Raw genomic sequence first — 12271 nt, 5'->3', positions numbered from 1 at the left:
ACCATAGGGATGAAAGCGGAATCATCAGCCTGCTCGTTTTTGGCTGATGGAATTATGAGAAACGTGTCCAATCCATGAACTGATGATGAAGGTCGCGATCGCAGGTAATAACCACGCCATGTTTTGGTCGACCAATGGAAAAGCTTTATACATGCTGCTGGCGAATGCAGGTAAAGCTTTTAACGACATGAGTGAGCTCAGTAAAGAGAGAAGCGCCGTTACGAACAATGTCGCACCATAGACGATGGCCGGCTTCTTGATAGCTGAACGAATGAAAGTCAAGACGATTAAGACGATGACAATCGGATAAAGGAACATCAACACAGGTACGGCAATCGACAGTAATGTCTGCAATCCGAAAATTGAGATTGCGAATCCTAATACGGCTGTCGTGATACTTGCGACCGGGAAAGACAAGCGTTTAAACAATGAAATCAAATATTCTGAAAATGCTGTCACAAGACCGACGGAAGTTGTTAAACAAGCCAGCAAAATCGCTGTTCCTAAAATGACTAAACCAACCGTACCGAACGTACTATCAGCATATTGTTGCAACAAATCAGGACCGCTGACTGAACCGACGGCACCGAAGCTGTTTCGTCCAATGAAACCAAGTCCTGTATAGACGACAGTCAATGAGACTGCGGCAATTAAACCGGCTTTTGTCACGTTTTTTAATTGTGCTGTACGATCTTTAATTCCACGTGTGTGAAGCGTGTGTAAGACGATAACCCCGAAGACGAGTGCACCGAGTGCGTCGAGGGTCAAATAGCCTTGAAGAAATCCTTGAACAAACGAGTTCGTAAAACTGTTGTATGCAGGAGCTGGTGCCTCGACGGAAGAAAGTGGATTGACGATACTACTTATACTGAGAATCATAAGTGCCGTCAGTAATAACGGTGTGATGAAGCGACCGATGATATCAAGTAACTTACCCGGTCTTAAAACGAGAAACACGGTTGCCAAGAAAAAGAGTAATGATGAAATGATTAACGTCGTTTGGCTAGGTTCTCCTAAAAAAGGCACGACACCAAGTTCATACGTGACGACGGATGTTCGCGGAATGCCGAAGAATGGACCAATCGCGACGTAAAGCGCGAATGTCAAGAAAGCACCAACAGCTTTCGGCAGTGGATTTGAAAGCGTACTAATTCCGCCGCCAACCCAAGCGACTGCGATTAAGCCCGCTAACGGGAGACCGACGCCTGTTACGATGAAGCCTAGCATGGCAGGTAAGAATTGTGTCCCGGCAAGAGCACCGAGTTCGGGTGGGAAAATTAAGTTACCGGCACCAAAAAACAAAGCGAAAATCATAAATCCTAAAGCGAATAAATCTTTACGGTTCAACATATATTATGCCTCCTGATTCCTCATAATCTTACTCACTATACCATTAGAAATTAACTCTTATAAATAAATTTTAAAACATTCGTTATTCAAGAATCGAGGAGTCGAAGCAAACGTGTTTTAACCTCTACACTTGTAAAAGAAGATCAACCGTAATGTGGAATTAAAAAAACCTATCCGTTAGATTGGATAGGCGCCATCTGTTTCACTGGACGCCTCATTCGATCCATCGAAAGGAGGGCCCAAAAACTATTTCATCGTCACATGAAATGTTTTCAGTCCCTCGCGTACAGAATAATCAGTCGGTGATTCGAAGTTAAAACTAAAGTGCTCATAATATGGTGCTCCTCTCGTTGAATTTGTCTCAGATTATCACGGGATACATGATTAATCAATATTTTCTGACAATTGTTCCGAAAGAAAAAATATTGAGAACGTTATCATGCATATTATTACTAAAAGAGATACGAAAAAACCATATTATAACAAAAAAATCCGGTCCTTCATTAGAAGTGACCGGATGGTTAATATAGATATAATGAGCGACATAAGTTTAACTAGAAGCCATGAAGCGCCCCTTTTTTTGTCGTCTCATTTTGTGGAGGAGCCAGGCGTGAACGACTTCACAAGATTGACGGGGCAACGTTAGCTCGACGAGCGGTTCCTGTTGCTGCCCTCGGATGGTAAATACTCCGGTCTCTTCATCAATCGGTGAGATGGCCATTGAGCTCGCATCATTCAGTGATAATTTAAGTTCGCCAATTGACGCATCCTTTAGTTTCAGGATATGTCCGTTCGTCGCGAATTTAGCGAATGATCCGATTCCGTTCACTTTTAACTGGTCCATAACTAGTTCCTCCTTTGTTAGCTAACACGAACAATCATCATACGTGTAACGAAAAAACATCTGCAACTTCTAACTTATCCAAAAGGTTAATCTCATTATAACGAAGTCTCTAAAAGAAGCTAGCATTATTTTGTGTGAAAATTCAATTAATTCATGAGAGGTATTGTATGATATTAGATTTCTTGAAATAATACATGAAAGTATAAAAAAATAAGATACAAAAAAAGCATCCTATCATTTGATGATAGAGATGCTGAAGATCATCGTACCTCAAAATCCCAGGCTTTTTTGCGGTGGACGAATTCACCACGTGCGATGATGGACTCTTTTTCAGACTCAAAGTCTTCCTTGAGCACGGCCATGTCTTCGTAACGACCCGCAATATAAAGAGGAATGCTGAGTTGTCTCGTAAAAACAGAGCGTTTTATATTCGCGAAATCAATTAACACACCTTCGCTGAGCAATTGACGAATATGAATCAGGATTTCAGCCGTCAAAGGACGGGGAGATAACCCACGAAGCTCGTGACGAATCTTTCGCTGGATTAAGACTGAGAGGATTTGCTCGATTCGGGACCAATCTTTTAAGTATACCGTTGCCTGAAATCCGTCGTGTTCACTAAAATAGGCGAACTCGTTCTCGACCGATGACGCGAACGGGCTCGGCATACCACGCTTCATATGCATGAGGAATAACAGCTCCGCAACTTCAGGATCAGTTAATATATCTAAGGAATGTGAAGAGCGGATGTCAATCGCATTCAATGGATGACGAACGACATCATTCGACGCGGAAAATTGCTCAATTTCATGTGCTTCAACGTAATTGAGCGAAGTACGAAACGATTGTTTGACGGCTTTAAAGTCTGCACCTGAGACAAGTAATGGACGTTTTAAATCTAGGGCAATCATGAAATCAGAAAATGTCACACCAGACATCGTTAAACGATGGTTTTCTGCATCCTCATAAAAATAAAGCATTGAACTTGACATAGCCATCTGCTTCCTTTCTTGACTCATCAATACTTACTATTTCAATAGTAGCAAAACTTCAATCGAGCGAAAAGAATAATTCCTTTTGAAAACGGGCATAATAAAGAATAGAAGCATAAAAAGAGGTGATCAAACGATGTGGGGGTTACGAAAACCATTTCCAGAGTTGACGACGGAACGATTTGTTCTAAGGGAACTTGAAAATAAAGATGCACGTGATCTATTTAAGATTCTTTCAGACGAGGACGTCATGTACTATTACGGATCGGATCCGTTAGCGACTGTGTATGAAGCAAAAAACGTCATTAGTTATTTCAAAGAACAGTTTACGCAAGGGAAGGCGATTCGGTGGGCAATTGCTGATTTGCAAACCAACCAATTAATCGGGACAATTGGCTTTCATAATTGGTTAGCGCAGTACCACCGTGCTGAAATCGGTTTTGAGGTCAGTCAAGACTACTGGAAGCAAGGTGTCGCTTCTGAGGCGGCGCGTGCTGTTTTAACACATGGATTCGAAGACTTCGCCCTCCATCGCATCAGTGCCCTTGTTGCACCTGAAAATCTTGCTTCGAATGCACTCGTCCAAAAATTAGGTTTTCAATCGGAAGGATTGCTTGAGGATTATGCCTACAGTCATGGACGTTTTATGGATTTGACAATTTACCGGATGCTTGCATCGGAATGGAAGGGATGAGTTAGTCAATGTCGAAACAAACACTCGTATTGCTACACGGATTTGCTGGAGGAACAGATTATTTTAATCGGGTGGAAGCAAAGCTTCGCTTATCGTTTGATGTCTTGCCGCTGCGACTACCCGGTCATGAAGGAGAGGACGTCGGACCTGACACAGTGGAAGGATTTGCAGAGTGGGTCATGAAGGACTTGGAACGCCGGGAAATTGAAAATCCGATTATCGTTGGTCACTCTTTCGGAGGATATATTACGGCTGCGATCGTCGAAGCTTATGCAGATAAAATTGCCGGTTTCGGTCTCGTCTATTCAACGGCGAAACCAGACGCTACTGAAGCGAAACAAAAACGAAATCAAAACATTAGTCGTGTTGAGGAGATTGGAGTTCGGGCATTCGTTGACGACATGATTCCCGGTTTATTTGCCGAAGGGGCAGATCCGATGCTAATTTCTGAAGCAAAAGAGATTGGTTACATGATGACAGTCGAAGGTGCAATACGCGCTCTAAGTGCGATGCGCGACCGGAGAGATGTCACGAGCGCATTGAATCAAACTTCAGTTCCTGCTGTGATTGTTCATGGTGAAAAAGATGGCCTTATCTCAAAAGAGAGTGCATTTAGCCCGAATAACTCACGGATCAGCTTTGAATCAACGGATAGTGGTCACATGGGGATGCTTGAAACACCGGATGCGTTCTGTGAGATTATCGAGCGTGTATTTGCTTAAACAACATCAAAGCTCTACGGTTCGAATCGTAGAGCTTTTGCGTTGCAATTTCTTTAAAGTTTCTGAATGATGGAGGGGGAGGGATCGATATGAAAATTGTAGCAATTGAACCAACACCAAGTCCAAACAACATGAAAGTCATCGTTGATGAAACATTTTCTGAAAAGGGACAGACCTTTGAACATGCTTTTGGTGCGCCAGAGCACGTAACGAAACTTTTAGACATTCCTGGAATTAAGTCAGTCTATCAAGTGAGTGACTTTCTTGCCGTCGAACGTTTTCCAAAATACGATTGGCGAACACTCGTCATCGAAATTCGCCGAGCTTTTGGTGAGAATTTAAGTGATGTCGAAAATCATGAAACAGATGCCGCATTCGAACCTGTGCATCTCTTTGTTCAATTCATCCTCGGTGTCCCGATGCAAATCAAAGGGGTCAAAGGATTAGAAGAAAAACGACAAGGGTTACCGGAAAGGTTTCGGGATGCTGCATTATTCGTCCAACCATTTGTCCAAAATGTTATTAGTGATCGACGCTGGGTCGAACAAGCCCCACGGTATGGGGAACTGGACGATAGTCTAGAAGAAGTGGCGCAAGAGCTCGAAATCGCCTATCCTCAAGAGCGGGTTGAACGATTGAAAGTACTCGCTTCGGGTGAAGACGTTACGTTTGATGGGCAAGCACTTAGCTCGAGCGACTGGAAAGAGCGGTTTGCAGCACTGGATGAATTACCAATCGATTTAAGCTGGGTCTCGGCTTATGCGAAGATGCTTCAGGATGAAAAAATGCAAATCAGACGACAAGCAATCGTCAAGCTCGGGATGTTTGAGGAGAATCGTGAAGAATTGCTCGAATATATCACGAATGCTTTACATGACCCTTCAGGAATCGTTCGTCGGACCGCAGGGGATACAGTATCTGATTGGGCACTTCCGGAAGCGGAGCCGATGATGATTGAAGCGTTGACCGATAAAAACAAACTTGTTCGTTGGCGTGCCGCGCGCTTTCTATTCGATGTTGGAACGGAACGGGCAGTATCTCGCTTAAAAGAAGCAGCGCAAGATAAAGAATATGAAGTCGCACTCCAAGCCGAGCTCGCCTTAGCACGAATCGAGAGTGGGGAAGAAGCACTAGGGACAGTCTGGCAACAAATGAACCGTTTGATTGATGAAAGTTCATAAGAACTTGAAAAAACCATGTTTGGCACAATCATTCGACAAAATCGCTCATGTTTTGTCTAGTCATATTTTACCTATAAGACTTATGTCCTGGTAAAAAAAAGAAGAAAAACTGTAATGATTTTGAAATGTCTTTGAAATCTGATGATAATCTGCATGTTTCAAAAGAAATGATTTGTTTTTTATATCATCCATTTTATGGGTTGGGAAACTGGCATAAAGTTTTGACATGAATTGTCGACTGACAATTCACCTGCTCTTTTGGACGTTTGGTAAAGTGAAATCAACATAACGGATTCGAGATTAAACGAGTGAGTTGGTTTAACTGAAATCTAACATAACAAAGGAGATGCGGGGACATGATACTTTTTGCAGAAACAGACTTAGCAGTGGGGTATAAAGAACGAACGGCTTCTGGTGTGTACGTTACAATCGAGACAGGTGATAGCCGGACAATCACACTCGTCGCACCGGTCACAGCGACAGATGCGATCTGTGATGAATTATTCGTAACGGGGATGGAACAATTATTCTCAGGTTCAACCGATGTAACAGAAATGCCTGTTGCTTAATCAGCAACTATGAAAGGGAGATGAGGGAAACCTTGTCTCCTTTTTTGTATGATAAAATGGATGGAAAGAGGGAGGAGACGTCATGAAATGGTCTCGAACACGGTTGCTGTTACTTGGATTAGCGCTCATGTTAGTCGGATGTAGTCAAGAAACTAAAAAAGCGGACCTTGAAACAAAAGTGTCGAATCAACCGATTGAAATTGCCGTGTCAGGACAGGCTGTTGGATCGAATACAATAGAGGCAATCGTACGGTTGCACAATCCAAATGACCAAAACGTGAAAATTGCGTATCCTTCATCACAACGCTTTGAATTAATGGTGCGTGATGGACGAAATCACGTGATTTACACGTTTTCGAAAGAACATCTTTTTACACAAGCGATTGAAGAAGAACAGTTTAAACCGTATGAGGAAAAGGAATATGAAGTGACGATTGAATTATCAGATACTAGCGATGCAAAAGAAATCGACGGAATGACTGTTCAACAATTCGAGGGAGCGCGTGACTCGACATCGAAGGTGACATCCGTTATTTCTAAAGAGAAGCTATGATGATAAACTGAAACTATTGAACTACCTCCACTTACGCTTCGCTAAGAGGTGGAGGATTCCTGAGTTATTCAATCTAATGCTCGAAACTTTATCAGGCTAACCCCGTCGTCCCGACGGTTGAACGTTAATCTTGCCCGTTTCTTTTGAGCGGATGCCTACTGTGCTTGGTTTTCGCTACTTCGGTCATCCGCAAGGTGGACGTTGAAGATTTTACGTGACAGACGAACTTTCTGTCACAACCCTATATCTTCAGTTTCCGAAGAACGTAACATTTTAATTCTTCCTGATTTTAATTGTCTTCAAACGAAGCGCGTCGGACAATTGACGTGTCGGAAGACACGCCTTGTCCGAAGACGTTTCATCCCCCACTTGGACTAGGGCTTCACCCTGAACGTTTAGAAGGGGGGAGTATTCTCGTCTAAATTTCGTAAAAAATAGAGAATGAGGAGTGTGATGTGACAATGCAACAAGACATCATTCAAGCGACAGGAGTCAAGCCAGTCATCGAGGCCCATGAAGAGGTGGCGAACCGGATTCGTTTCTTAAAAGAATACTTACTACACACGGGTGCTAAAGGATTTATCCTTGGTATTTCAGGTGGTCAAGACTCGTCTCTTGCCGGACGGCTCTGTCAACTCGCTGTAGAAGAACTGAGAGCAGAAACAGGACGAGATTTTCATTTTTATGCGGTTCGCCTTCCTTATGGACAGCAGCAGGATGAATCGGACGCACAACTTGCCTTATCATTCATTCGACCAGATCACTCGTTACGCGTTGATATCAAGCCGGCAGTAGAAGCGGCAATGGCTTCATTTGAAGTCGCGACAGGAGAAGTCCTATCTGATTTCAGTAAAGGCAATACGAAGGCACGTGAACGGATGAAAGTACAATATGATCTTGGAGCGCACTTTGGTTGTCTCGTCGTCGGAACGGATCATGCAGCTGAATTCGTCACAGGTTTCTATACGAAGCATGGTGACGGGGCTTGTGATTTAACACCGTTGACTGGCTTAAACAAACGACAAGGAAAACAATTGTTACGTTATTTAGAAGCACCTGTCGGCTTGATTGATAAAGTACCGACAGCTGATCTAGAGGATGACCGACCTGGTTTACCTGACGAACTCGCATTAGGGATGACGTATGACGAGATTGACGATTATCTAGAAGGAAAAAGCATATCAACTGCAAGTCAAACGAAACTAGAAATACAGTATAAACGTGTAGGTCATAAACATCATATGCCGGTTTCTCCATTAGACGATTGGTGGAAATGATATGACGATGCTTGCTCTTTGAGGCAAAGTATCTTTTTAAAACGACATCCTTTAGGGGTGTCGTTTTCTTTGTTTGGAATCGGGAAAAGAATCAAGAAAAGGGAATTAATGCTTAAAAGGAGGTGCGTCGAGTGGAAAAGATTGCAGTCGTCGGTGGTGGGTTAGCTGGTTTATCAGTGGCAGCACTTCTCGCGGATCAAGGAAAGGAAATCCATCTGTACGATGCCGGTTTACTCGGGGGAAGGGCAACTTCGCAAGTGCTTAAAGGATTTACGTTCAATTATGGAGCGCATGCCGTTTATGGGCGTGACCAATCAGCACTCCGTTCATTAATTAAACAATTGAAGCTTAATGTGACATGGCTTGATTTTTCTTCTTCTAAGGCGAAATATGAGTTTGCTGGACATTTGACTGCGGCTCCTGCGAATGCACTCGGCCTGTTGAAGACAGAACTAGTTGAAGGAACCGATAAGGTGCGTTTCACATGGGAGGTCGTCAAAACACTATTGTCACTCGAACGTGGAGAGTCGGAAGTTTCAATTGGGGACTGGTTGGTCCAAGAAAAGGTCGAAGACGATGTCTCAAGGTTAATGCTCGATTTAGCTTCGAGTAATTTTTTCACTTCCGAACCCGAAAATATCCCGTCATCTGTCTATTTTGCGTATTACCGGAAACTATTTCGTACGCGCAAACCGGTTTCATATATTGCTGGAGGTTGGCAAACCTTAATTGATGAACTCGAACGCGTTTTGACGGACAATGGGGGGGAAATCCATCGGAAAACCAAGATTACAGCCGTTGAACAAAGTGGGGGAGGTTATCGATTACGTGATCGTCAAAAAAATGAATGGCCTGCCAAGCGTGTAATTCTCGCGATACCTCCTCGCGAGATGCGCAAAGTTGCATTACCATTGCCAATCCAGCACTTTATTGAACCCTACGCACAGTTTGAACCAGCTGAAGCCCTAGTCTATGACGTCGGAATCAGTCCTTACATTGATACTCCTTTTTCTTATGTATTCGATCGAGACCATCAAGTCTTCGTCACGGATTTATCACACTATGATGCAAGCATTTCTCCGAAAGAGGGACAAGTCTTACAAGTCGTCGCCTATCTTGATCATAAACAGATCAGTCAAGCAACGTATATTGAAGAAAAAGTACGGCGCGCCCATGATTTATTAGATCACCACTATCCAGGGTGGCGAGATCGGCTTGTGACAGAGCGGACGATGAAACGCGCGATTGTTCAAGAAATCAAATGGAAGATGGGACAAAGGCCGTTGCCTTGCTTTTTGGAAGCAGATACGTCGATTGCTTTCGTAGGTGATTGGTGTGAAGGCGAAGGTCAGTTATCAGAATTATCTTTTTCAAGTGCCTACACGGTGTCGAGGGAGTGGCAGTGAAACGGTCAAGCATAGTATCGGCATCGGAATGAATTGAACTACCTCCACCTACGCTGGGCTTCGCCCCAAGACGCTTAGAGGTGGGAGTATTCTCGCCTGATTTTTGATAAAAAACCCGAGCATTCCTGTTATCGAAATGGAATCGCTCGGGTTTCCTGTGCGTTAATTTTTGTAGTGAGTTCTACGTGACGCATTTGTTTGAACAGACCTCTGCAACTTATGCACTTTTTTTATTCGGATAAAAGGCAAGGATCAATAAGAGGGTGAAGGCGATTAAACTCATCATTGGGATTGTCAAAAAACCGAAGTAGTTGACCCATTGAATCAGGCAACCATTCGTACAGAGTGCCTCGCCATCCGGGAGGCGTTCGAGAACAACGTGATAGGCAGCAACTGCCCAACCGATTCCAACATATAGTCGAACGAAAAGAGCATCAACGGGGCGATTCCGAAAGAGTGTAATGATTAAATAAAATGCGGTCGTATACATGAACAAGCGTTGCCACCAGCAAAGAGGACAAGGGATGAAGCCGCGAATTTCACTGAAGTAAAGACTTCCTAAGGTCGCAATCGTTGAGACGATTAACATAAAATGATAGCGTGACATATGTACCTTCCTTTCTAACGTGTTAAACTAATGCCATCTTATATCATGAGGAGTCGAATCTTACATTGCAAGTGTCGGAAATGGAAATGTTGATAACTTTATCGGAAGAGCTGAATATGCGAAGGGCAGCCGAACGTCTTTTCGTCTCGCAACCGGCACTCAGTCAACGATTGGTCGCGATTGAGCGCAGGTGGGCGACGAAGTTGTTCATTCGTTCTTCCCGTGGATTAAGCATTACGCCACAAGGAGAAAAAGTCATCGGGCTCGCAAAAGAAATGAATCGAAAAGAATTAGAACTAAAAAGTGAACTGACTGCCGAAGAAGGAGCCGTATACGGCACTCTTCGGATTGCTGTCGCCTCTATCATGGGTCAATATTGGTTGCCACGTGTGTTAAAACGTTTCGTGGAACGTTACCCGCATGTACGCGTCCAACTCGTAACAGGCTGGTCGAGTGAAATGATGCGGCATATGCTCGAAGAACATTTCCATATCGGCATCATTCGAGGTAATCCGGACTGGAAGGGCGTCAAGGAACGGTTGTTCTCAGACCCGCTCTATCTTGTTGATAGTGAGTTGACGACGCTTGAACAGTTGCGTAAGACGGACCGACCATTCATTCAGTTCAAGAGTGATTCGACATATTATCAAGAAATCCTTGAATGGTGGCAAGATCGTTTTTCAAGCCCGCCTGCTCGAACACTCGTCGTCGACCAAATCGAAACGTGTAAGCAAATGGCGTTACATGGGATTGGTTTCGCGATTTTACCAGAGTCGACGATTCAAGAATCGAGTGAAGTGATGCAGATTCCGTTGAAGACCTCTTCGGGTAAAGTACTGAAACGCGATACATGGATTTTATCGACCGAATCCATGCTTGAGTTAAAACAAGTCCAAGCCTTTTGGGACATCGTAAAAGAAGAAGGAGGAAGTCAGTCAGATGGAATACGCGATTGAAATGCGAAGAGAACTTCATAAAATACCGGAACTAGGGTTCAAGGAGTTCAAGACGCAAGCCTTTATTTTAAATCAGATTCGCTCTTATCCTGAAGACCGTGTCAGCTACGATACGTTTGAGACAGGTGTTTTCGTTCGTGTTAAAGGGTTGACCGGAAATCGAACAATCGGTTACCGCGCAGATATCGATGGTTTGCCGATCGAAGAAGCGACGGGTCTGCCTTTTGGTTCGGAGCATGCTGGAATGATGCACGCCTGTGGGCATGACGTCCATGCGTCAATTGCATTAGGTCTGCTTCGCCGTCTTGTCGAGTTACCAATCATGGATGACGTCGTCTTCTTATTCCAACCGGCAGAAGAAGGTCCGGGTGGAGCGGAACCGATGATTAAAAGTCCGTTATTTGAAAAATATCGTCCGAGTGAAATGTATGGTCTCCATGTGGCGCCTGAATATCCGGTCGGGACAATTGCGAGTCGTCCTGGCGTCCTTTTCGCCAGTGCACGGGAAGTTCATATCACAATTTATGGTCAAAGTGGTCATGCTGCTTTTCCTCATTTGACGGTCGATACGGTCGTTGCTCAGGCTGCGCTCATCATGCAACTGCAAACAATCGTCAGTCGATCAATCAATCCGATGAATTGTAGTGTCATCACGATTGGCAAGGTCGATGCAGGGATTCGGGAGAATGTCATTGCCGGTCGAGCTGTTCTAGATGGAACGATGCGCGCGTTGAACGGCACTGATATGGAAAAATTAGAAGAACGGGTCCGTGATATCGTTCGTGGAATTGAAGCGTCATTTGGCGTGAAAATTGATTTGCAATTCGGAAACCGCTATTACGAAGTCGTTAATGATCAAAACGTCGTCGACAAATTTTCTTCATTCGTTAAGATGAATGCAAATTATGTTGAATGCGATGCTGCGATGACGGGTGAAGACTTTGGATTCATGTTAAAAGAAGTCCCAGGCATGATGTTTTGGCTTGGAATCGATAATCCAACATCCGGCTTACATCAGCCGACGTTAAATCCGGATGAAGAGGCGATTCCGTTTGTGATTAATTTACTGGATCATTACTTCCGTGAATATGTGTAAACTGTATGAATCGTAAAAAGACTG

The 12271-nt window shown here is 43.8% G+C and carries 13 protein-coding genes; 9 read left to right on the top strand and 4 right to left on the bottom strand.

The window, feature by feature from the left end; translation table 11 throughout:
* Positions 1 to 24 precede the first annotated feature (24 nt).
* From brnQ to P403_RS0102880, 3 genes are all read right to left on the bottom strand, one after another.
* Entirely contained in the window at positions 25 to 1350 is a 1326-nt protein-coding gene (brnQ, locus tag P403_RS0102890) for a branched-chain amino acid transport system II carrier protein (RefSeq protein ID WP_029330977.1), read from the bottom strand.
* Between the two features lie 550 nt (positions 1351 to 1900).
* The gene (locus P403_RS0102885) at positions 1901 to 2194 is read right to left on the bottom strand and encodes a hypothetical protein (protein ID WP_029330976.1); all 294 of its coding nucleotides are present in this window, start codon (positions 2192 to 2194) and stop codon (positions 1901 to 1903) included.
* Between the two features lie 260 nt (positions 2195 to 2454).
* Positions 2455 to 3186, bottom strand: coding sequence for a hypothetical protein (locus P403_RS0102880; protein WP_029330975.1), 732 nt, complete (start codon positions 3184 to 3186; stop codon positions 2455 to 2457).
* Between the two features lie 136 nt (positions 3187 to 3322).
* Between P403_RS0102880 and P403_RS0102875 the strand changes: the two genes are divergently transcribed.
* From P403_RS0102875 to P403_RS0102845, 7 genes are all read left to right on the top strand, one after another.
* Positions 3323 to 3880: a GNAT family N-acetyltransferase gene (locus P403_RS0102875; protein ID WP_029330974.1), complete on the top strand. Its 558-nt coding sequence runs from the start codon at positions 3323 to 3325 to the stop codon at positions 3878 to 3880.
* Positions 3881 to 3888: 8 nt separating this feature from the next.
* The gene (locus tag P403_RS0102870) at positions 3889 to 4602 is read left to right on the top strand and encodes an alpha/beta fold hydrolase (RefSeq protein ID WP_029330973.1); all 714 of its coding nucleotides are present in this window, start codon (positions 3889 to 3891) and stop codon (positions 4600 to 4602) included.
* 89 nt (positions 4603 to 4691) lie between these two features.
* On the top strand, positions 4692 to 5783 hold the full coding sequence (locus P403_RS0102865) for a virulence factor (RefSeq protein ID WP_029330972.1): 1092 nt from the start codon (positions 4692 to 4694) through the stop codon (positions 5781 to 5783).
* A 356-nt stretch (positions 5784 to 6139) separates the two neighbouring features.
* A complete protein-coding gene (locus P403_RS0102860; RefSeq protein ID WP_029330971.1) occupies positions 6140 to 6352 on the top strand; it encodes a hypothetical protein in 213 nt (70 codons plus the stop codon).
* Between the two features lie 82 nt (positions 6353 to 6434).
* Positions 6435 to 6905, top strand: coding sequence for a BsuPI-related putative proteinase inhibitor (locus tag P403_RS0102855; RefSeq protein ID WP_029330970.1), 471 nt, complete (start codon positions 6435 to 6437; stop codon positions 6903 to 6905).
* A 461-nt stretch (positions 6906 to 7366) separates the two neighbouring features.
* A complete protein-coding gene (nadE, locus tag P403_RS0102850) occupies positions 7367 to 8182 on the top strand; it encodes an ammonia-dependent NAD(+) synthetase (RefSeq protein WP_029330969.1) in 816 nt (271 codons plus the stop codon).
* A 131-nt stretch (positions 8183 to 8313) separates the two neighbouring features.
* Positions 8314 to 9588, top strand: coding sequence for a protoporphyrinogen/coproporphyrinogen oxidase (locus P403_RS0102845; protein WP_051667289.1), 1275 nt, complete (start codon positions 8314 to 8316; stop codon positions 9586 to 9588).
* Between the two features lie 217 nt (positions 9589 to 9805).
* On the opposite strand, the gene P403_RS0102840 is transcribed toward P403_RS0102845, so the two are convergent.
* Entirely contained in the window at positions 9806 to 10195 is a 390-nt protein-coding gene (locus tag P403_RS0102840) for a disulfide bond formation protein B (RefSeq protein ID WP_029330967.1), read from the bottom strand.
* Between the two features lie 65 nt (positions 10196 to 10260).
* On the opposite strand from P403_RS0102840, the gene P403_RS0102835 reads away from it, so the two are divergent.
* Together P403_RS0102835 and P403_RS0102830 are read left to right on the top strand one after the other, a co-directional pair.
* Positions 10261 to 11151: a LysR family transcriptional regulator gene (locus tag P403_RS0102835; protein WP_029330966.1), complete on the top strand. Its 891-nt coding sequence runs from the start codon at positions 10261 to 10263 to the stop codon at positions 11149 to 11151.
* Positions 11135 to 12247, top strand: coding sequence for an N-acetyldiaminopimelate deacetylase (locus P403_RS0102830; protein ID WP_029330965.1), 1113 nt, complete (start codon positions 11135 to 11137; stop codon positions 12245 to 12247). The genes P403_RS0102835 and P403_RS0102830 overlap by 17 nt, the downstream gene beginning before the upstream one ends.
* Positions 12248 to 12271 lie beyond the last annotated feature (24 nt).

It is taken from the genome of Exiguobacterium oxidotolerans JCM 12280 (genome assembly GCF_000702625.1).
GTDB lineage: Bacteria > Bacillota > Bacilli > Exiguobacteriales > Exiguobacteriaceae > Exiguobacterium_A > Exiguobacterium_A oxidotolerans.
This window is presented reverse-complemented; position numbering and strand designations above follow the sequence as displayed.

Excerpts from the sequence above, each read along its gene's own strand:
- brnQ (WP_029330977.1), bottom strand. The coding sequence starts at position 1,350 with ATGTTGAACCGTAAAGATTTATTCGCTTTAGGATTTATGATTTTCGCT.
- P403_RS0102885 (WP_029330976.1), bottom strand. The coding sequence starts at position 2,194 with ATGGACCAGTTAAAAGTGAACGGAATCGGATCATTCGCTAAATTCGCG.
- P403_RS0102880 (WP_029330975.1), bottom strand. The coding sequence starts at position 3,186 with ATGTCAAGTTCAATGCTTTATTTTTATGAGGATGCAGAAAACCATCGT.
- P403_RS0102875 (WP_029330974.1), top strand. The coding sequence starts at position 3,323 with ATGTGGGGGTTACGAAAACCATTTCCAGAGTTGACGACGGAACGATTT.
- P403_RS0102870 (WP_029330973.1), top strand. The coding sequence starts at position 3,889 with ATGTCGAAACAAACACTCGTATTGCTACACGGATTTGCTGGAGGAACA.
- P403_RS0102865 (WP_029330972.1), top strand. The coding sequence starts at position 4,692 with ATGAAAATTGTAGCAATTGAACCAACACCAAGTCCAAACAACATGAAA.
- P403_RS0102860 (WP_029330971.1), top strand. The coding sequence starts at position 6,140 with ATGATACTTTTTGCAGAAACAGACTTAGCAGTGGGGTATAAAGAACGA.
- P403_RS0102855 (WP_029330970.1), top strand. The coding sequence starts at position 6,435 with ATGAAATGGTCTCGAACACGGTTGCTGTTACTTGGATTAGCGCTCATG.
- nadE (WP_029330969.1), top strand. The coding sequence starts at position 7,367 with ATGCAACAAGACATCATTCAAGCGACAGGAGTCAAGCCAGTCATCGAG.
- P403_RS0102840 (WP_029330967.1), bottom strand. The coding sequence starts at position 10,195 with ATGTCACGCTATCATTTTATGTTAATCGTCTCAACGATTGCGACCTTA.
- P403_RS0102830 (WP_029330965.1), top strand. The coding sequence starts at position 11,135 with ATGGAATACGCGATTGAAATGCGAAGAGAACTTCATAAAATACCGGAA.